This window comes from Streptomyces sp. NPDC002730 (assembly GCF_042888805.1).
Taxonomy (GTDB): Bacteria; Actinomycetota; Actinomycetes; order Streptomycetales; family Streptomycetaceae; genus Streptomyces.
This window is the reverse complement of record NZ_JBIAQG010000017.1, coordinates 90746-109521: the sequence shown is the minus strand read 5'-3', so window position 1 is coordinate 109521 and position 18776 is coordinate 90746. Positions and strand designations below refer to the sequence as shown.

Here is an 18776-nt window from a genome sequence, read left to right as displayed (position 1 = left end):
ACGCCTGGATGATCCAGACGTACACGCCCACCCACGCGGGTTCTCTCTCCGCGCGCAAGCCCCTGCACTACATGAGCGACGAGTCGCAGAACACCCGCAGTCGCGCCCGTATCTGCCCCACCGGATGGGCCAAGGACAACGGTGACGCCAGTGCCCTGGTCGACGTGTCCGACGAGTTGAACTGTGACGAGTTCGCGTTCGCCTCGTCGTACAACAGCGGTGGCATGTCCGCGGCCGAGGGCGGCCTGAACCCCGCGGTGCTGCCCGGCAGCACGACCCCTACCGGTAACGCGTGTATCGGCACCTACGCGAAAAAGCTGGGTACGGCGGTGCACCTGTTCAGCATCAACGGCACCGACCCGACGTTCAAGGAGGTGTGCGGCCGGTCGTCGATGTCCGGCATGCACAACAAGGAATCAATGGGCGGAAACTTCGGGACGTTCATGCGCGCCATGCGGATCATGGACAAAGACGCGTACTGGCTGGACACCCGTATGACCGCGGGTAGCACTTGCCTGTACGGCAACGCCACGCCGGTCGTCTGCAAGCTGACCGCCCAATAGCAGTTGCCCCGCCGAACAGGACCGTCCCCCACCCGCAGCGGGTGGGGGACGGTCCTGGTTTCTGGTCACACCATGGGAATCAGGGCCGATGGCAGTTCTCCGGCCTGAACGGCAGCCTGGTCGATGGACAGGCCGCTGTAGTTTCCGATGGCGGTGAACACTGCCTCGGGCAGGCGCGCCCCGTGCTCCTCGTAGTACGCCACTACTTCGGTTTCATCTGTGTCCGGCAAGGACGGGTACACCGCTCCTGCTGCGTGCAGTGCCGCATCCAGGTCCGATGACTGACCGGTGTCTTCTCCGAAGTCGGCTCGCCAGGCGTGGCCGTCACCCGGCGCATGGATGATCGTCGAGGGTGGGCTCCACCGGTCCAGCGTCAGACAGATGATCTCTTCGTCCGGGCAGGGCCGCATCGACTTGACTGCCCGGTAGCCGGTCGACCACGTCGCCATCCCCCAGTCCTCCAGCACGTACACCCAGTCCTCGCGCATCCCGTACATGACGGGGTTGACGCGAGGCGATGGCTTGCCCGGCGGTCCCACCGGCACGGCGAGTTCCTTGTACGGGGTGCGTGCGGCAAGCTCGTCGAGGTCGGCGCCCAACGCGATGAGGAACTCGTCGGGGTCCACGCCCCGGGCCGCGGTCAGCGATATAAGGCCGAGCATCCCGGGCAGGGCGGCAGATGCGTCCGTGCTGCTGTGTACGCCTATCCAGGCGATCCCGTCAGACATGCCAGTCACACTAGCGGCCCAGCCCTCACGAGGAGGTCTATGCCGCTCAGGGGGCGTTCCGGCTCCGCCGCGAGGGTCTCCAGGAGGTGCAAAACTCGGTCCAGCATCCGCTGGGCCTCCTCGCGCGTGTACAGGTCGGGCAGGTAGCCCAGCCGCAGGCCGCGACTGTCCCCGTCCGGCACGACCGCCATGCGGAGCGGGTAGTGCGTGGCGTCCTCCGACCAGATCGCCACCCTGGCGACGTTGAACACGTCGGCTCCAAGGGGTTCGCCGAGCTCAAGGCCGCCGGGATGAACGGCATGTATCTCACTGACCAGGCCCTCCACCAGACCGCGTTGCTGGCCTCCGCCCTGCTGATCACCTTGGTGTGACCTCAGCGGCGGGGCAGGGGGACGACGCTTCCGGCGTCGTCCCCCTGTCCGTTGTTGCGAGCCGGGGCGGCGTGCGTACTCAGCTCGCGCCGGAGACGTCCCAGCTCGTCGTCCTTGGCCGCGAGCACTGACAGCAGTAGCCGATGCCGTTTCTTGAGGAGGGTGAACTCGGTGTTGGTGCGGGCGAGTTTGCTCGTGAGCCGCCCGTTGATGTCCCGCAGTCGGCTGATACGGGCCTCGCGGGGGTCGGGCTGGTGCCCGGCGGCCCAGGCCGCGGCTCGCCGCTTCTCGAACTCTGCCCACCGAGCCCCCACGACTGCCAGCCCTCGGCAGAGAAGTAGTGCACCAACATGCGGCGGGACCGTAGACCCGCGACATGGCCCTCATCAACTGCTAACCCCACTGTCCATCAACGGGAGTTGAGGAATGTGAGACACGCAAAGAGTGCAGCAACAAACTGGGTACAAGGCTCGAAAACTGCGTCGCGGAAGCGCCTGTACGGCGAGGACCTGGTCCACGCCGACGGGACCGACGCCGACTCCACCCGCCCGACCATGACCACCAGCGCCCTCGGCAGGCGTGCCGTGGCCTGCCACGTGCCTTCTCTCGGGGTGGCTCGGTTTGAGCGGCCGGGAAGTGTGATGGTTGCCCAGCTCAGCGGCAGGCGCCGGTGGGTGGTAGGTGCGCGACAGGTGCCGCGGACGGCGGCGGATGGTCTCCCTTAGCGGGACGTGCGCAAGGATGTGTCCAGGATGGTCATGAGTTGTGCAGCACGGCTCTTGCCGGTCGGTGCGAGGGGGTACCGGTTGAGGACATCGATCAGGACCGGTGTGGCGCGTTGTCGAGCCTGCTCGATCAGCTTGAGCCCGACGGCGAAATCACCGCCTGCGTTCAATTCCCCCACGAGCGCCGCGCTTGCAGCGGCTCGCAGGATGTGACCTACCTGGGTGGCTTTCGCAATCGGATGAAGGTAAGCCGCAGAGGCAGCATCGCCGGCGGCGCGCGCGGCGAGCCGTTCGGCTTCGGTGGCCGCTTCCTTCGCCGCGCGGTGAGCATCCAAGGAGGTGATGCGCTGGAGCTTGGTCCTTCTCGCGCCGTTCAGGAACTCCCGTGCGGCGTCGATGGCTGCACGAGGTCGAGGATCGCTGGGGTTGGCGGCCTGGAACACAGGGAGAACTTCCTCAGCGCTCAACACAACGTAGCGTGCGACAACGCGCAGCTCATCCATGGTCAGCTCGAAGTCCCCGAATACGGTCGTCACGGATCCGATACTCCCACCGATCAACCGCATGAAGCCCCAGTATCCGGACGATCGGACCGTTCGACGAGGGACGTCAAATAGGTAGTGAGCGGTGCAGCTGCGCCATCAGCTCCCGGTTCGCGACGCGTGCGGCGGCGAGGTCCTCGTCCCGTTCTGAGCTGGGACAGCACGAACGTGGGCACCGTTCCCAGCGTCGTGGCGTGCGCGAGGAACTCACGGACGCCGGCCAGCACGGTGTTGATCCGGCGCGGCCCGCGGACCGGTTCGCTCCCGGGCCCGGATAGCATCGGACTGCCATCGCCGGGCGAGTGCCGCAGCCAGAAGATGAAGCTGCCCAGGCGACCCGCCGCGTCGTCCAGTCCCGGCCGGTGCAGCCGCACCACGTCAGGTAGAGCGAGACCGCCCCGGCGTATGTACGCGTCGTCGACTCGGCTTGATCACGACCGAAGCACACGTGCCGCAAAAACTCGTCCGCCGCTGGTACGGGCGACAACCGGTCCTCATCCAGCACGGTCCAGTACCGCTGTCCCGACGGCATGCGTACAGGGAAGGGACGGAGTCTTCCGGAGATCACCTGATGAGTCACGAGCCTTCAACGACAACCCCGACGTGCACGACACGGCGACGTGAACCGTCGTACACAGCGGCCCTCCTGGGTGATGCGACAGTGCACGACGCACCTACAAACCAGAGAGAACGTCGCGTCCTACACCGCCGTCCAACTCGGGGCCACCATCGCGATCATTCGCGCGTTCGGCTACCGCGTGACGCCCACCGCGCTGCTCGCCGGCGCGGCCATAAATGCCGGAACGCACGCCGCTATTGATCGCGGCGCGCTGCTGCTCTGGATCGCGAAGAAGACCGGCAAGACCGGCTACATCGAGCACTGCAAGGCCGCCTGCGTCGACGACGCCGGCAAGGCCACCTCGGAACTGACCGGTCCAGGCAGCGCGTGGATGGAGCTGGACGTTGTCTGCACCAAAGTCCATCGCTGTGGTGGCGTTCACGCGCAACGTGCTGTGCATGGGGTAGCAGCGTGGTTAGGCCAGCTCGAGCAGTTCCTCACGCATGGCGTCGTTCAGCCTGCGGTATGTGCCGCGACCCGACCTCCACTCACCTTGCTCAGCGCCACTGTGTCTGTCTTCCGTGGCTTCCAAATGAGCCTCGGCTGCTTCGGAGACGTCTTGGCCACAGATCATGAACAGAGCGTCGGCAGCATCCCGCCAGCCCAGTTCGGCCTCCTTTATCTGTTCTATGAGTTCGATGGGGATCGGTGCACCACTTCTCTGGTGCTCCAGAGCAGTTCGCTGGAGCTCTCGAAGCTGGCGGATAAAACGGTTCCAGCCGGACAAGTAGCGCGCGTAGGTTTCGCGCCGGTCTTGGCGCAGTTGTTGGTCCCGCTCCTTGCGGCCTTGGTTGTCTGCGGTCTGTGTCTGCCACCTGTGATTCAAGACTGCCGTGGTGAGGGCGACGGCACTGGTGAGGAGAACGCCTCCAAGAGCACCAGCAAGGGTGAACCAAGCCCATCCGCACGACGACGCGATCACGGCGTGGGTTGCTGGATGATCCGCTCACCGAGGACGAGGTCTCCTTCGCTGAGCGCGAGTTCGGCGTCGTCTTCCCCGTCACCGACGAACCCCTCGCAGGGCTCCCCGCTCCGGTACGACCACATCAACTTCCCGGCCTCTACGCCTTCACCAGCCCCCAACACCGGGTCAGCGCCCTCTACGCGACCCTGAGCAGGAAGATGAGGACGACGATGCATAGCCGCTGAGCGGTCGGCCGGAGCCGGCGGCTGACGGGGCCGGCCGTTCATGGGCCAGAGGGTGCCGATGGGGCGGAGCCGGCGGCCGTCCAGGAGCACGACTTGCAGCGTTTCCGCTCACCTGCGGAACTGAGAGCGGGAGGGGGCAGTCCGTGCCTGCATGGACTGCGCCCTCCCGTTGGGTTGTCACTGCAGTCCGCTGTAGGCGGCCATGATGATCTCCATGCCGCGGTTGTCCTCCTGCTGGTCTCGGTCCATCATCTGGTTCATGACGTAGGCCACCGTCATGCGAGAGTCGGGGTCGCTCGCGACCAGCGAGCCGCCCCAGCCGCCCCAGCCGAAGGCGCTGCCGAACTTGCCGAAGCCCACGGTCCAGGACATCGGCGACTGCAGGACGCGGTCCTCGCCGCGGAACACCTCCTGCCACGCGGGCTCACAGCCCTGGGGGGACAACAGTCGCCCCCCGCCGGCCGAACCCTGGTTTGCCAGTACCGACTGGACGAGGGCGACAGACCGAGCGTTGCCGAAGCCGTTCACCGCAGGGATCTGCGCACGGCGCCACGCCACGGAGTTGGCATCCCTGACCCGGACCGCGGCACCGGTGTACTCCCGGCGTGTGCCGTCCGGTCCGGGCGGTGCGCTGGAGGCGTACTCGTCGGTCAGTGACGGCGGCGGGATGAGCGGTGCGACGCGGCGGTCGTGCTCGGCGGAGAGCCCGATGTGGAAGTCCGCGCCCAGCGGCTTGGCCACTTCCTCGGCGAAGAACTCGCCGAGGCTGCGGCCGGTGATGCGGCGGACGATCTCACCGACCAGGAACCCGAAGGTGAGCGCGTGATAGCCGGCGGCCGTTCCGGGTTCCCATTCGGGAGCCTGCGCGGCCAGCCCTGCCGTCACGCTCTGCCAGTCGTAGAGGTCCTCGACCGCCGTCAGCCCGGACAGGTCCGGCAGCCCCGCGGTATGGGACAGCACGTGCCGTACCAGCACGTTCTCCTTGCCGGCCGCGGCGAACTCGGGCCAGTAGACGGCGACCGGCGCGGACAGATCGAGCTGGCCTCGGTCGGCCAGGATGAGCGCGCACAGGGCGGTCATGTTCTTGGTCGTCGAGTTCACGCCGACGAGGGTGTCGCGCTCCCAGCTGACAGAGCGGTCCGCATCGGCGTACCCGCCCCAGATGTCGACCACCGGCTCACCGTCGAGGTAGACAGCGACCGAGGCGCCCACGTCGTCCTTGCCGAGCGAAGCTGCAAGTGCCGCACGGACTGCGGCGAACCGCGGCTCGCATAGTCCCTTAATATCAGTCATGGGCGTAAGCCTCAGGTAACGCCGGGGCTTCCTGCCCAACAATTCCCGCACTGGTTTTGTCGGGCGGGGCAGGATCAAATTTTCTCTAACTCCAGCAAGGCTGCCTGACGGCCGCGCGGTCGGCCCGTCGGTCGACCCGGCCGCATCGGTAGTTGTTCCCATAGGGAACGCCCTGGGACCACTCGTCGAGCATGTGCGTCACGACAGCCCGGCCGGCGCCCGAGACCGCAGCGCCGATGACAGCCGGGGTGCCGCGCGCGGCAAACGACTCCGGCTTGGGCTCGGGTGCCGGCCGCTGCGGCTCCTGCGGCTGCGGCTGGGTGTGCGTTCCTACAGGGGAGACACAAGAAGGAAGGACGGATACGCGTGCTGGAGCGGCTGAATCAGGCGCTGAACCACCTGGAGGCCTGGCTCGACCGGGAGGTCGACATGGCCGAGGTGGCCCGGATCGCCGCGGTGTCGGAGTACCACTTCCGGCGGCTGTTCTCCGCCCTCGCCGGGATGCCGCTCCCGGTCTACGTGCGGCGCCGGCGGATGACGCTCGCCGCGGCTGAGGTGCTGGCCGGGGAGCTGACGCTGCTCGATGTCGCGGTGCGGTACGGGTACGGCTCGGGCGAGGCGTTCGCCCGGGCATTCCGGTCGGTGCACGGCATCGGGCCGGGCGAGGCCCGGCGCACGGGTGCGGTGCTCACGGCACAGCCGCGCATGTCCTTCCGTGTCGTCGTTGAAGGGAGTACGACCATGCGGTACCGGATCGTGGAGAAGGAGTCGTTTCGGGTCGTCGGCAGGAAGGCCCGGGTCCCGCTCGTGCACGAGGGGGTCAACGCGGCCGCCGCGGCGTACGTGGAAAGCCTGGACGAGCAGGCGATCGTACGGATGAAGGAGCTGGCCGGCCGGGAGCCGGAGGGGATCCTGTCGGCGGCGGTGTACCTGACCGATAGCCGGGAGGAGGGCGCCGAGGCGGACTACTGGATCGGCGTGGCGACCGGCCCCGAGACGGCCGCCGAGGAGCTCGACGCCCTCGACGTGCCGGCCGGGACCTGGGCGGTCTTCGACAACCACGGGCCCTATCCGAGCGCCCTCCAGGAGCTGTGGCGGGACGTGTTCACGCAGTGGTTCCCCTCGAACCCGTACGCGAGCCGGCCAGGTCCGGAGCTTCTGCGGACGCAGCCAGTGGAGATCGGCGCGGAGACCGACTCCCAGCTGTGGATCCCGGTCGAGCGGAGCAGCGGGAGCGCCGGCGCGTGAACACCGGTACCTGGACGTCGCCCTCCCCGGATTGAGTGGATCGGCTGTCCGACGAACCGGGTCACCGGAACATCCGGCGAATCGTCGGCCTCGGAGACGTTGCCGTGCTCCGCCATCGAGTGGGGGCCGTAGGGATGATCGGCCCGCAAGGAAGCCGGTCGAGGGCGTGTGAAACAGGACCGGGCCCAGCCCCTCCACGTGAAGCCACAGTGCACCAGCGACGGCTTGTCGTCAGCGGAGTGATGCCAAGCGCCGTCACCTTCAGCAGCCGCCGACCGGCGACCACGGACGAGCGAAGCCGGCCGATCAGGATCGGCGAACTCCTGAGAAGCCGACGTGTGCGTGGAACGGCAGGGCCCGCGCCCGGCCAACCGGACCGTCCCCGACGACACCGTCCGCGCGCAGCACAAGGCGATGGTCCACTCCCACCTGTCGCTGCTCTCCGAGGGCTTCAACGAGGTCGTGTTCGCGAGCAGCCTGTATCGGCTGCTGCCGCACCTGCGGCGCCTGAGTGAGGCCCGGAACGCCGGCCTCGGTCTGGACGGCAGGGACGGCCTGGGCGACCTGCTCCTGCCCCGCCGCTTCTTCGGCCGGCGATCCTGCCGCTGTGGCGCTGGAAGCCCGGCTCGGACGTGGCAGGCGGCGACCGCGTCGCGGAGATCCGCCTCGGTCAGCAGTACCTCACCCTGCCCCTTCGCACGGACGTCGACGGCGAGAGCGACATCGGCTTCGACGTCCTGCTGCCCTGCCCCATCGACCCCGAGTGCGCGGGCTACGCCTGGGGACCGGCCTTCAGCATCAGCCTGTACCGCGCGCTGAGCGGCGACATGGACCGCGACGAGGACATCGTCTGCACCGTCCACGGCCCGAACGACAACGAGGACCAGGACGCCGACCCCGAGGGCCGCGCCGACCTCGAAGCGCAGGCCTGGAGGCGATCCACGGATGAACTGACGGACGCTCCGTGCCGCCCCGACCCCGCGAACACGCCGGGGCCGGGGCGGTCGCGGTGGTCCCTCACCACCGAGTGCACGAGAGGAGCTGGACGTCATGCCCCTGCCCTACTTCGAAGTTGACGTCCCGATAAGGAACATCGCCGGTCTGCGCGGTGTGCACGTCTTCACCGGCCCGGCCGACAGCCGCAGCGCCGCCGTACGGATCGCGCACGAGGTCTACGACGCCGCACGCGCCGCGCAGCAGGCCGGACTCGAGATCCCCCACGGACGGCCGGACGGCTGGGGCGCCTGCGGCTACCGGCCCGGCTGGGAGCCCGACTGGCCGGCCGCGATGGCCGGCAGCTGGGACGACCCGTTCAGCTGGACCCGCCCCAGCGACTTCGATCTGTAGCTCTGCCCCGGGACAGCCGCTCTGCTTGCCGGCTTCGACGGCTGTCCCGGGCCTATCCATCCCGCACAAGACGAGACGGAGGACCCAAGTATGGCGTCCAACCTGCGCGTACAGGCCCTGATCGGGCAGCGCACCCTCTTACTGACCACAGCCGCTGCTCTCCCGTTGACCGGCTGGACCGTGCACGCCCTGGCGCTGCACCGGCGCCTGGCCGCCGCCCGCCGCGACCCGCTGACCGGGCTGGCCTCATGGCCCGAGCTCATCACCTACGGCCACGCCGCCGGTGACGCCGTCCTCAGCACCAACGGCCGCCGCCTGGCCCGCTGGACGTCCGGGCGTCAGGCGCTGGCCGTCCGGCTGGGCGGGGACGACCTGTTGACTGCACTACTGGAAGCATCTTCCCAGTTCACGGGACAGGTGGAGTGTGGTGCCGCTACGGTCCCGGGCCATGTCCAGAGACGACTATGGTGGACGGGACTTGGCCACGGTGAAGGTCGCGGCGGTGGGGACGCTGCGAGCCACCGGCGACCCGTGGGAGCCCTACCAGCTGGTTGATCCTGCTGGGGAGCTCGTGTGTCCCGTCGCGGCGTACTTCAAGGACCTGCAAGCGGTCGGCCGTCCCGCAACGACTCAGCGGTCGTACGGGATGGACTTGCTGCGGTGGTTTCGGTTCCTGTGGGCGATCGAGGTTCCCTGGAACCAGGCGACTCGGGTCGAAGCTCGTGACTTCGCCCGGCGCCTGCAGTTGATCGACAAGCCCGTACCGGGACGCCACGGCACGAGGCGGGCGGCAACATCACGTGGGGCTGGCACGCCGAATGCGGTCACTGGAAAGCCGTCGTCCCGTCCCAAGTACGCGCCGACCACGGCCGCGCACAGCGAGAGCGTGCTGCGGCACTTCTACGACTTCCATCTGGAAGCGGGGACCGGCCCCATGGTCAACCCGTTTCCGCTGGCCCGGGGGCGTCGGGATCGCGGCGCGAATGCCCACCGCAGCCCCATGGAACCCGCACAGAATCAGCGATCCGGGCTGTTCCGCTCGACGCTTCAGCAGCGGATTCCGCGGTGCATCCCGGACGAGCAGTTCAACGAGCTGTTCGCCTTGCTGCCGTCGCTGCGCGATCGGGCTCTTGTCTCGTTCTGGATCTCCACCGGCGCCCGGGCCTCGGAACTGCTGGGCGCCCGCCAGGCCGACGTCGACCCCGGGCAGCAGCTGATCACCTTGATCCGGAAGGGCACCGGTGCACTGCAGCCCCCACATCGCCCAACTCGTCTGCGGCCACAAGGACATCAACACGACAATGGGCTACAAAGCGGTCTATCCCGAGGAGGTCATCAACGGCCACCGAGCCTTCATCACCCGCCGCCGATCCCTCCGCCCCGCCGAAGAGTACAGAGTGCCGACCGACGAGGAGTGGGAGGAGTTCCTCGGCCACTTCGAACGGCGCAAGGTCGCCCTGGGGACCTGCGGAAGAGCCTTCAGCACCCCCTGCATCCATGAGCACTCCTGCCTGCGATGTTCCCTCCTGAGGCCGGATCCGGAACAACGGCATCGCCTCGTGGAGATCCGTGACAACCTCCTCGCCCGCATCGAGGAAGCCCACCGGGAGGGGTGGCCTGGAGAGGTGGAAGGTCTCAAGGTCAGCCTCGCCGGAGCCCAGCAGAAGCTCGCTCAGGTCGACGAACGCGTCCGTCGGTCCAGCACCATCAACCTGGGCATCCCAGTCTTTGGACACACCCCGGCGGACACCGGTGGAAAATCAACTCCCTGGTTCAGAGAAGCCAGCCCGGGTTATCAGTGGGCACGAACGTCCCGAAGAGAGACTCATACTCATCGCCCGACTCCGTCACCACCACGTGGCCCGGCTCGGTGCTGGTCACTGCGTCCCGCAGTCGGACGACGAGTTCAGGCACGGGCACCTGTCGCAACGACAGAGCCGCAGCAATGCGGGCCCGGTGTTCGGCAATCTCGGGTTCGTCACGCACCCGGTCCCGCTCAAGGAGCGCAGCGGCGGCCCCCATGGCCTCCAAACTCCCGCCACCGGAGAACTTCAGACAGTCCTGCCACACAGCCAAGCCAGTGATGATCTCCAACGCTGCCCTCAAGTCGCCAGCGATCACACCGCCCTGTCCCTCAGAACTTGCAAACACCACGGGCCGCCGCCCGTCCTCGTCATGGCACAGGAAGAAGGTTCCGCCGGCCCAGTCACCAGCGATAGCCTCCAGCGCGGCACCCGAGGCCGCTCGGACCGCCTCACCGTGGTCGTTGCGGAAGATCCCGAACTCGAAGGACGAATGCAGCAGGTCAGCGATGCCGGGGGTGTCCCGGATCAATGCGAGCAAATGATCGGTTGAGGTCACGGCGCGGACCCTAACAGGACACTGACACGACCGCGGGCCACTCGTTGAGCTAGTTCAGAGAAGAATTCGCGGTCGCCGCTGTTCTGCCGGCGGGCTCCGGGCTCGCGGCCATCAAGGCCCTGCGCGAGCAGCTGCAGCAGCCGCTGCTCCACGACCGGCTCACCCTGCAGCTGGACTTCTCGATCGGCATCGCCTGCGCCGCGGACATGCCCGGCGAGGACGCGAGCCGGATCCTGCGCGGCGCGGACACCTCCATGTACAAGGTCAAGAGGGGCCAGGAAGAGTTCCCCTATCTGGCGACCTGGGCGGATGCCTACGCCGGCACTGTCAACGGCCGCCGCGCGGGCCGTCCCGGCGCGCACCTTCCGGCCGCATAGGCCCGCGGGCCGCACGAGCGAAGATCAGCACGCGCCGCGCGAACGCCCGGGAACCAGACCCGGCCGCTCCCGAGCCGGGCACGCTCCTGGGCTGGCGCGACGGCAGGCACTTCTCCCACTGGGGCGACGAACCGTGCGTGCTGTGCGGCAACCCCACACCGCTGCGCTTCCATGCTGGCGAACCCGCGCACAGGACCTGCGCGGAGTCCTGGAACGCAGCTCATCCGGGCGAGGTCCGCTTCGTGTCCGACGCGCCCAAGCGCAAGCGCGACGGCACCCACGCCTGACCGTCGAGGCACTCCCCTGTTTCGATCACTCCGCAAGGAGGGCTCAGCCATGAGCCGAACCACCCGAACCCCGGCTCCCGTTGAGGCCGACCCCCGGATCCCCTTCCCCCACACCGACGCGCCGCTGGCGTACCGCACGAACCCGGCATGGTTCGCCAGCGAGCACGGCCAGACCAGCCCGGACGACGTCGACCGCATCGAGCGGGCCCGCACCGCCTGCCGCGGCTGCCCCATCGCGGACGGCTGCCTGAAATGGGCGCTCGCCAACCGCGAGTTGACCCCGACCGGCATCTGGGCGGCGACCACCGCCCGGCAGCGGACAACGTTGCGCCGCCGTCTCCGGGTCCGCCTCGGACTCGACTGGGTCGGCGTGGTCGCCCAGTCCGACCGTGACCGCGCCCGTCGGCAGGAGCCCCGCCCGCCGGCGTCCGACCCGGCCCCCGCGGCGAGCCCGATGTGGACCAGCCACTACGAGCCCTGGCGCGAGCCGGTCACCACCGACCAGCAGCAGCGCAACCGCGAGCTCCTGGTGCTCGCCCAGCGCACCACCACCCGCACCACCGAGACTATGGCGGAGGCCAGCTGATGGACACCACGCACCTCGCCGTCGGCGGCGACGTCGACGCCGTCCCCACCCAGGCCCCCGCGACACCGTCCAGTTCGAACTGATCGTCTCCCCCAACGACGCGGCCGGCGCCGCCCCGGACGTCCCCGACACGGCGCTCTCCTGCACCACCGGAGACCCCCGCATCACCGAGGCGCTCCTCAGCGACATACAGCCCGGCGCCTTGCTGCGCGTGTCCGGGACCGTTGTCCAGCCCGAGGACCCGAGCGAGCCCGCACGGCTCACCGTCGACGCCCTGGAGGTCCTGGACGCCGCGCTGCTCCCGGTGCTGCACGACATGGTGGTGGAGCGGTACGGCCCGTACGTCGTGGTGTTCGACCCCGACCGCGATGCCGTGCCGGTCTTCACCGCATTCGGCAAGTGGGTCGGCGAGGCGGAGAGCCCCGACGCCATCGGTGACCTGATCGACGCCTACGAGAAGGGCGGTGGCCGCTGATGGCCGCCACCACCTCGCAGCGCACCCGTGCTGAAGCGGTACAAGCCCGGCGCCGCCCTACGGACTGATCGACGACGAGACGGGCTGAAACCAAGACCGTGGGATCAGGTCCTGTCCGCGAGGACCGGACAGGACCTGAGCATTCCCAGCCGAACGGACACCGGGTCGGCCTCGCCGTCGACCATTTTGTCCGTCAAGGGGCCACTTCGGGTGCGTCCGGCGTAGACGACGAGGTCATTGGCGTGCAGTAGGACCCGCAACTGCCGGCCGATGAACCTGACCGGGACGGAGTATGCGTTGCTGCGGACTGTGAGCTGTTCTCTGAACTTCGCGATCGGATGCCGCGATCCTCAGCGGGATGTCTCTGAACTTGCATGCGAGAATTCTCGGCCCATCGGATTCAAGCTGCATGTCGCTTGGTGTTCCCTCGACCGGCCGCAGGGCCTGGCTGACGGGCGCGTGACGTCGGCAGCCGCCTTCGCCAGCGCACGGCTGCGTGTTCATCACCAGCGAAGATGGTCGTAGTGCCGTGGCCGCTTCTGGCAGGGTGCGGTCATGACTACGACACCGGATGGACGCCCGATCCCGCCTGCGCATGCTGACGAACGAGCCATGCTGGAAGCATGGCTCGACTTTCACCGTGCGACTCTCGCCCTCAAGTGCTCGGGCCTCAAAGATGATCAATTACGGCTGGCCTCGGCGGCACCGTCGTCGATGACGCTGCTGGGCCTCGTCCAACACCTGGCCGAGGTGGAACGCAACTGGTTCCAGCGTGTGTTCGCAGGCCAGGACCTGCCCCCGGTATTCGGGGAGAGCAATGGCGACGGCTTTGCCCTTCATCCAGACCGAGGACTCGACGAGGCGATGACTGACTGGCAGGCGGAAATCGCTCGGGGCCGCGAACTTATCGCCGCTGCCTCGCTGGACGACTCCGGTCGTCTGTCTGAGCAGGAGGCCGGGCATGTCGGGGATCAGGGAGTTTCCCTGCGGTGGATCATGATTCACATGATCGAGGAATACGCACGTCACAATGGCCATGCCGATCTGATCCGAGAGCGCATCGACGGAGTCGCCGGGGCGTGAGCCGCGATGGAGAGGTGCGACAACCGCGCGAGCGGCCGTCTCCCAGCTCGGCAGATACGAACCACACCTCGGTGTCACCCAGTGAGTGTTTCTGAACTCGGTGAAGTGCCTGAGCTGCAGCGCTTGATGCTGGCCTGGTTGCTCTCCCACTTCTCTGCGTGTGTCTAGTGTGGGTGGCGCATCAAAAGGTAGCTGGGAGGGCGGGACATTGCGGCGTGCGGCGGTGGGTGTCGATGTCGGCGGGACGAAGGCGCTGATGCTTGCCGAGGGGCGGGAGCTGGGTGGCGATGCGATCACCCATCGGGTGGAGACCGGGCCCGAGACCACCCCCAGCGAGCTGGAGAAGGCTGTCGAGAAGTTCCTTGCAGACCACCGGCTGGAGCCGACAGTGCTGGGAATCGCGGTTCCCGGACTGGTGGAGAGCGGCCAGGTCAGGGTCTCCGACGTACTGCCGCAGCTCGCTGGGTGGGTCGGCTTGGGCAACCACGCCGTTCCCTCGCTCCTGGTCAACGACATCAGAGGTGCGCTCGCGCAGGAGACCGCCACGCTCTCACGCTCCGCGACCGCCGCTGTGGTTGTGTGCGGGACCGCCGTGGGTTCGGCGTACCTGTCCGAGGGACGGGTCGTCCGCGGCGCATGCGGCTGGGCTGGCGAGATCGGCAGTCTGCCCATGACCACACCACAGGGTGTGCGCCGCCTCGACGAACTGGCCGGCGGCGGTGCCATCGTGCGTGCTGCAGGAATGTCACCTGCCGTGATCCGTGCCGCGCTCACCGGCGGGGACCACCATGTGCAGGCCGTGGTGCACGCGGCGGGCGAGGCGTTCGGGCTGGCGCTCGCCTCACTGATCAACATCCTGAACCCGGACGTCGTTCGAGTCGCAGGCGGCACGCTCGGCTACCAGGGTTACTGGGACGCCGCGCTGAGAACAGCGCAAGAGCACACGCTCCCCGAGTTGTGGGAGACCTGCATGGTCACCCGGATTGAGAACCCGGAGTTGGTCGTCGCCCGCGGCGCCATCCGGCTGGCAACAGCGATGGCTGATGATCCGGCTTGGGCCCGACAGTACGTATAGGCAGGTACTTCGTCTCCACGGTCCGCTCCGCCCCGGCTGGCGAGACGTGCAACGGTGAGGTCAGGGACGGGCTGGTGCGGAAGTGCGCCTGGTCATGAGGGGTGATGGCGGCCCAAATGATCAGGGTCTCGGAGTGCTGGACGAGACGTTCGTAGTCTCTCGCCTGCCGACGGGCGTGCATGATCCAGGCCAGGGACCGTTCGACGACCCAGCGGCGGGGCAGGACGACGAACCCGGAGCTGTCCTTGGGGCGGCTGACGGTCTTGATCGTGAGGTTAGGGTGCCATTTGGCCCAGGTCACGAGCTTGCCCGCGTAGGCGGAGTCGGCCCAGACGATGGTGATCTCGGGGTGCATCAGCCGGAGGCGGAAGAGGACTTCCTTCGCCGCGGCGGAGTCGTGCACATCGGCCGGGGTGACCTCCCGGTACGGGCTTGTCGATCAACTGCAGGCGCCGGGCGAAGTCACGAGCTTCGACCCGAGTCGCCTGGTTCCAGGGAACCTCGATCGCCCACAGGAACCGAAACCACCGCAGCAAGTCCATCCCGTACGACCGCTGAGTCGTTGCGGGACGGCCGACCGCTTGCAGGTCCTTGAAGTACGCCGCGACGGGACACACGAGCTCCCCAGCAGGATCAACCAGCTGGTAGGGCTCCCACGGGTCGCCGGTGGCTCGCAGCGTCCCCACCGCCGCGACCTTCACCGTGGCCAAGTCCTGTCCACCATAGTCGTCTCTGGACATGGCCCGGGACCGTAGCGGCACCACACTCCACCTGTCCCGTGAACTGGGAAGATGCTTCCAGTAGTGCAGTCAACAGGTCGATGACGGTGGCGACCGCGCGGGGCCCTTTGCCTATCTCGCGGCGGATCCGTCCGGCGAGCTGGTCGCGGATCTGGCCGGCTGCCGCGCAGCGGGCCATGAACCCCCAGACGGTCCGCCAGAGCGGGTAGTCGGCGGGCAGGACCCGCCATTTGCAGCCGGTTGTCGGCGTACTTCTCGAAGTGCTCAGCCGCGTACAGGTGAACGTGCGCGGCCGACTGCCACCGCACGCGCGGAGCAGATGGCCCCCAGCGTCACACTGTGTGCTCTGGCAGTAGATCGGCAGCGTCGGAAACTTGTGTGACAAAGCTCCGAGTCTTTGGCACGATCGCTCAGTTGTCCTGCCCTGCCCGGTTCTGGAGGAACACCACGGCCATCAATTACGAGCTCGCTCCGGCCTGGTTGCCGTGGTCCGCCGTCGATCCCGGCCTCATTGCCTTCGTCTGGGACGAAGAGGAGGCATCTGAGATCGCCACCGTGATCGCCTCGATGGCACCTCCTGCCGATGCCGGGTGGGAAGAGAAACATCGCTTCACCACCGATGTCACGGCGCTTCTGGCAGCCCGATACGGCCGGTGGACCTGCGGATGGCATTGGGCGGTCGGCGAGGGCGGTGGGGGTGGCGTCGTCACCAGTTGGTGCTGCACCTCCCATTCGGTGGGCGAGCCCACCGCGACCGCGGCCAACGCGGTCGCGTCGCTGTTGGAGTGGCGCCACTGGCTGGAGGAGCTGGCCGAGCGTTTCGAGCAGCTGGCACCGCCCGCCGGAGCGGACGCCGAGGACCGCAGCTGGCACCTGGAACGGGCGGCTACCCGACTGGTGACCGTGGTCATGGACCGCACGGCAGCCGAATGCGGCTGGTACGGGCTCTGCCACACGGTGCTGACGTGGTTCCTCTCTTCCACGGGCATGGGGCCGGAAGGCGCGAAGGACGCGGTCGAGACCGCGATAGGTGGGCGGTTCAAGAGCTGGACGGTGCCGTCACGGACCCTGGTCGACTCCGTGGGAGAGGATCTTGCCGTAGGTCTGACCGGAGAGCGGCCTTACCGTGACCGCTGATGCCCTGGCCGCCTGGTGCCGTATCAGGAACCAGATCGACTGGACGTCCGCGGTCGGCGAGGCGCCGGCCCCGGTCAAGGCGACCGTGGACGGCCTCGCCACCTGGTGCGTGGCGGGGGGCCGTTCCTCAAGCCCGGATCGAGGCTACCGACTGCTCGCGGCGCTGGCTCGGTCGCGCGCAGACGCTTCCCTTGAGCGCCCCCTCACATGCGGTCTTCTGGCCGAATGGCAGCGGCTTGTCCTTGGCATGCCTGAGGTTCCTTTCCGACAAGGTGAGGCCTTCGCCAAGGGCGGCCGGGAACGCTACGCACTTACGCCGCACACCCAGCGGAACTTTCAGGACTGTCTGCGCGAGAGCGCCGACCTGCGAGTCCCCCTGGCCTCCCGCGCGGCCAGGGCCTACCTGGACGTGGCCTTCTTTCACCCCTTCCCGGATGGCAACGCCCGGCTCGCCATGCTCACCCTCGCCTACGTCCTGGAGCTGGAGGGAGTTCGGCTGGATCAGACCGGCCCCTTGCAGACCACGCGTTACGCGGACGACCCCGCTGGCGCAGCAGATCTGGCTGCCCTGGTCTGCGTCCTCATCCGCTCGACCCATCGCCGGGCCACCAGCGCCCGTCACTGAGAGCCCAGCCTCCCATCAGGCTCTTGATCAGCTTTGCCGGGATGCGGGCAGATACATCCGTACGCGGCTGAACACGTTGGTGTGTACGCCGACACCGGTGTCAACGACGTAGCGGATCGCGTTGACGATCTCGCGACGGGGGTGTTTCTCCGGCCGGCCGCTGCCGGGGGTCTCGCAGGCCGGAGTGGGCAGCAGCGGTTCCAGCAGTGGAGGAGTCCGGCGCAGGCCTGGCGGCGGGCGTCGCCTCGATCGGTGCCCCCGCCAAGGCAGCCGTACTCGGCTGAACCGGCCGACACCGTTCGTTTGACCGTCGACGCCGAGCAGAGCGACAGCCCGGTGATCGAGCTGTCCGTCACCGAGCTCCGCCACATGCTCGACGGTGCCGAGCATGACCTGACCAACTTCCTTGCACTGTCCGCTGACTGGGTGTCTCAGTACCTGCCCGACCACTTCACCCCCGTCATCGCCGCTCTCTCGCGCGTCCTTGCCCTGCCCGCATCGGCCGTACCGCCAAAGCCGTAGGTTACCGCCGGTCAACTGATGGCTGGGTGACCCCGGCACAGTCGTCGTGTACGAGGCAGTGAGCATGTTCGCGTGTACGCGGCTGGACACTTCGACGAGTACTCCGACAGCGGCGGAGCCGTGCGCCACTACGCCGGCGCGCACATGAACGAGATCAGTCCCAGTCGGACGGTGGCTGCTTGACCCTGCCGCCTGTGTGCGGCAGCTGCACGTAGTCCTCGGCGCCGGAGGGAAGGGCAGAAACGCAAGCTGCCGAGCAGGCATTGACCAAGAAAGGCAGGACATCGGTGGCCACCCGCAGAGAGATCCACACTTGGTGGAGCCCGCCCTGCTCGATCGGCCGATCGCAGACACTGCACCCGCGAATGACCGTGGTTCCCCAGCGCCGGGCATCAAGCTGTGTCAGGTCGAGATCAGCAACGGAGTCCTGCGAGGGCTGGAGTCGGGGGAAGGGAGGACGGAGCTTGTAGTTCCCGAACAGTGCACGGGTGCTTACCGTGCTCCGGACCAGTTTGGAGCATCGGGTGATCTCGTAGGGGAACCAGTGCAGCCGATATGAGGTGTAGGGAGTGAACTCCTCCAGGCTGCTCATTGCACCGATCTCGGGAGGTATTCGGACCAAGTTGCTGCCGTAGAGCACGAAGTGCTTGACCGCCGTCAGTTTGGCGATGCTCGGCGGCAGGGTGATGACCTGCCGCCGTTCCTCGGCGCTGAGTTCGACCAGAGGACGGAACTCCTCCCGACCGTCGTCCGCAGCCTCGTCGATCAACTCCAGCAGACGTTGCCACCCAGCGGCCGAGGTGTCCTGGAGCTCGGCGTGGAAACCGACACGAACTCGCGGATGCGGCTTGGCCTGGTCGAAGCACACGCACACATCCCGGTAGGAACCGCGTCCTACAGATGCCGGGTCCGATGTGTCGCCC

Annotated in this window: 25 protein-coding genes and 2 pseudogenes; 14 read left to right on the top strand and 13 right to left on the bottom strand. The window is 67.8% G+C overall.

Annotated elements, in window-relative coordinates; genetic code table 11:
* The first annotated feature begins 8 nt into the window (after positions 1-8).
* A complete protein-coding gene (locus ACFYXH_RS36055) occupies positions 9-563 on the top strand; it encodes a hypothetical protein (RefSeq protein ID WP_389572239.1) in 555 nt (184 codons plus the stop codon).
* A gap of 65 nt (positions 564-628) precedes the next feature.
* Here ACFYXH_RS36055 and ACFYXH_RS36050 read toward each other — a convergent pair whose 3' ends face one another.
* From ACFYXH_RS36050 to ACFYXH_RS36025, 6 genes are all read right to left on the bottom strand, one after another.
* A complete protein-coding gene (locus ACFYXH_RS36050; protein ID WP_389572236.1) occupies positions 629-1291 on the bottom strand; it encodes a hypothetical protein in 663 nt (220 codons plus the stop codon).
* 5 nt (positions 1292-1296) lie between these two features.
* The gene (locus tag ACFYXH_RS36045; RefSeq protein ID WP_389572233.1) at positions 1297-1524 is read right to left on the bottom strand and encodes a hypothetical protein; all 228 of its coding nucleotides are present in this window, start codon (positions 1522-1524) and stop codon (positions 1297-1299) included.
* Positions 1525-1664: 140 nt separating this feature from the next.
* A complete protein-coding gene (locus tag ACFYXH_RS36040; RefSeq protein ID WP_389572230.1) occupies positions 1665-1976 on the bottom strand; it encodes a hypothetical protein in 312 nt (103 codons plus the stop codon).
* Positions 1977-2383: 407 nt separating this feature from the next.
* Positions 2384-2923: a putative immunity protein gene (locus tag ACFYXH_RS36035; RefSeq protein ID WP_389572228.1), complete on the bottom strand. Its 540-nt coding sequence runs from the start codon at positions 2921-2923 to the stop codon at positions 2384-2386.
* 680 nt (positions 2924-3603) lie between these two features.
* Positions 3604-3948, bottom strand: a complete 345-nt coding sequence (locus ACFYXH_RS36030) for a hypothetical protein (RefSeq protein WP_389572225.1) — start codon at positions 3946-3948, stop codon at positions 3604-3606.
* Positions 3949-3963: 15 nt separating this feature from the next.
* Complete coding sequence (locus ACFYXH_RS36025; RefSeq protein ID WP_389572222.1) at positions 3964-4470, bottom strand: hypothetical protein; 507 nt, start codon at positions 4468-4470, stop codon at positions 3964-3966.
* An 8-nt stretch (positions 4471-4478) separates the two neighbouring features.
* Between ACFYXH_RS36025 and ACFYXH_RS36020 the strand changes: the two genes are divergently transcribed.
* Positions 4479-4697, top strand: coding sequence for a hypothetical protein (locus ACFYXH_RS36020; RefSeq protein ID WP_389572219.1), 219 nt, complete (start codon positions 4479-4481; stop codon positions 4695-4697).
* 177 nt (positions 4698-4874) lie between these two features.
* Here the strand turns inward: ACFYXH_RS36020 and ACFYXH_RS36015 are convergent, their stop codons facing one another.
* The gene (locus ACFYXH_RS36015) at positions 4875-5990 is read right to left on the bottom strand and encodes a serine hydrolase domain-containing protein (protein WP_389572217.1); all 1116 of its coding nucleotides are present in this window, start codon (positions 5988-5990) and stop codon (positions 4875-4877) included.
* 366 nt (positions 5991-6356) lie between these two features.
* Here ACFYXH_RS36015 and ACFYXH_RS36010 point away from each other — a divergent pair, with 366 nt between their 5' ends.
* The 4 genes from ACFYXH_RS36010 to ACFYXH_RS35995 all read left to right on the top strand — a co-directional run bounded on the left by ACFYXH_RS36010 (position 6357) and on the right by ACFYXH_RS35995 (position 9140).
* A complete protein-coding gene (locus ACFYXH_RS36010; RefSeq protein ID WP_389572215.1) occupies positions 6357-7238 on the top strand; it encodes a GyrI-like domain-containing protein in 882 nt (293 codons plus the stop codon).
* 632 nt (positions 7239-7870) lie between these two features.
* Positions 7871-8314, top strand: a complete 444-nt coding sequence (locus ACFYXH_RS36005; RefSeq protein ID WP_389572213.1) for a hypothetical protein — start codon at positions 7871-7873, stop codon at positions 8312-8314.
* On the top strand, positions 8289-8585 hold the full coding sequence (locus ACFYXH_RS36000; RefSeq protein ID WP_389572210.1) for a hypothetical protein: 297 nt from the start codon (positions 8289-8291) through the stop codon (positions 8583-8585). Before ACFYXH_RS36005 ends, ACFYXH_RS36000 begins: the two co-directional genes overlap by 26 nt.
* A 90-nt stretch (positions 8586-8675) precedes the next feature.
* Positions 8676-9140, top strand: coding sequence for a diguanylate cyclase domain-containing protein (locus ACFYXH_RS35995; protein WP_389572207.1), 465 nt, complete (start codon positions 8676-8678; stop codon positions 9138-9140).
* A 662-nt stretch (positions 9141-9802) separates the two neighbouring features.
* Here the strand turns inward: ACFYXH_RS35995 and ACFYXH_RS35990 are convergent.
* The gene (locus ACFYXH_RS35990) at positions 9803-10321 is read right to left on the bottom strand and encodes a hypothetical protein (protein WP_389572205.1); all 519 of its coding nucleotides are present in this window, start codon (positions 10319-10321) and stop codon (positions 9803-9805) included.
* Between the two features lie 37 nt (positions 10322-10358).
* Positions 10359-10946 (bottom strand): hypothetical protein, encoded by a 588-nt coding sequence (locus ACFYXH_RS35985; RefSeq protein ID WP_389572202.1) that lies wholly within the window; start codon positions 10944-10946, stop codon positions 10359-10361.
* A gap of 83 nt (positions 10947-11029) precedes the next feature.
* Between ACFYXH_RS35985 and ACFYXH_RS35980 the strand changes: the two genes are divergently transcribed.
* From ACFYXH_RS35980 to ACFYXH_RS35970, 3 genes are all read left to right on the top strand, one after another.
* Positions 11030-11323 carry a diguanylate cyclase domain-containing protein gene (locus ACFYXH_RS35980; RefSeq protein ID WP_389572508.1) on the top strand — a complete coding sequence of 98 codons (294 nt, stop codon included), beginning with the start codon at positions 11030-11032 and terminating at the stop codon, positions 11321-11323.
* Positions 11324-11659: 336 nt separating this feature from the next.
* Complete coding sequence (locus tag ACFYXH_RS35975) at positions 11660-12196, top strand: WhiB family transcriptional regulator (protein WP_389572199.1); 537 nt, start codon at positions 11660-11662, stop codon at positions 12194-12196.
* A 211-nt stretch (positions 12197-12407) separates the two neighbouring features.
* Positions 12408-12671: a hypothetical protein gene (locus ACFYXH_RS35970; RefSeq protein ID WP_389572196.1), complete on the top strand. Its 264-nt coding sequence runs from the start codon at positions 12408-12410 to the stop codon at positions 12669-12671.
* A 104-nt stretch (positions 12672-12775) separates the two neighbouring features.
* Here the strand turns inward: ACFYXH_RS35970 and ACFYXH_RS35965 are convergent, their stop codons facing one another.
* The gene (locus tag ACFYXH_RS35965) at positions 12776-13006 is read right to left on the bottom strand and encodes a hypothetical protein (RefSeq protein WP_389572507.1); all 231 of its coding nucleotides are present in this window, start codon (positions 13004-13006) and stop codon (positions 12776-12778) included.
* 220 nt (positions 13007-13226) lie between these two features.
* On the opposite strand from ACFYXH_RS35965, the gene ACFYXH_RS35960 reads away from it, so the two are divergent.
* Both ACFYXH_RS35960 and ACFYXH_RS35955 read left to right on the top strand, forming a co-directional pair.
* The gene (locus ACFYXH_RS35960) at positions 13227-13754 is read left to right on the top strand and encodes a DinB family protein (protein WP_389572193.1); all 528 of its coding nucleotides are present in this window, start codon (positions 13227-13229) and stop codon (positions 13752-13754) included.
* 223 nt (positions 13755-13977) lie between these two features.
* Positions 13978-14829 (top strand): ROK family protein, encoded by an 852-nt coding sequence (locus tag ACFYXH_RS35955; RefSeq protein WP_389572191.1) that lies wholly within the window; start codon positions 13978-13980, stop codon positions 14827-14829.
* 96 nt (positions 14830-14925) lie between these two features.
* Here the strand turns inward: ACFYXH_RS35955 and ACFYXH_RS35950 are convergent.
* A pseudogene (locus tag ACFYXH_RS35950) lies at positions 14926-15247 on the bottom strand (transposase); the annotation flags it as partial.
* A 736-nt stretch (positions 15248-15983) separates the two neighbouring features.
* Between ACFYXH_RS35950 and ACFYXH_RS35945 the strand changes: the two are divergent.
* Positions 15984-16706 carry a hypothetical protein gene (locus tag ACFYXH_RS35945; RefSeq protein WP_389572187.1) on the top strand — a complete coding sequence of 241 codons (723 nt, stop codon included), beginning with the start codon at positions 15984-15986 and terminating at the stop codon, positions 16704-16706.
* Entirely contained in the window at positions 16696-17331 is a 636-nt protein-coding gene (locus ACFYXH_RS35940; RefSeq protein ID WP_389572184.1) for a Fic family protein, read from the top strand. Before ACFYXH_RS35945 ends, ACFYXH_RS35940 begins: the two co-directional genes overlap by 11 nt.
* Before the next feature lie 93 nt (positions 17332-17424).
* On the opposite strand, the pseudogene ACFYXH_RS35935 reads toward ACFYXH_RS35940, so the two are convergent.
* Positions 17425-17556: pseudogene (locus ACFYXH_RS35935) on the bottom strand (transposase); the annotation flags it as partial.
* 78 nt (positions 17557-17634) lie between these two features.
* Between ACFYXH_RS35935 and ACFYXH_RS35930 the strand changes: the two are divergent.
* Positions 17635-17853: a hypothetical protein gene (locus ACFYXH_RS35930; RefSeq protein WP_389572527.1), complete on the top strand. Its 219-nt coding sequence runs from the start codon at positions 17635-17637 to the stop codon at positions 17851-17853.
* Between the two features lie 154 nt (positions 17854-18007).
* On the opposite strand, the gene ACFYXH_RS35925 is transcribed toward ACFYXH_RS35930, so the two are convergent.
* Complete coding sequence (locus tag ACFYXH_RS35925) at positions 18008-18721, bottom strand: leucine-rich repeat domain-containing protein (RefSeq protein ID WP_389572181.1); 714 nt, start codon at positions 18719-18721, stop codon at positions 18008-18010.
* Positions 18722-18776 lie beyond the last annotated feature (55 nt).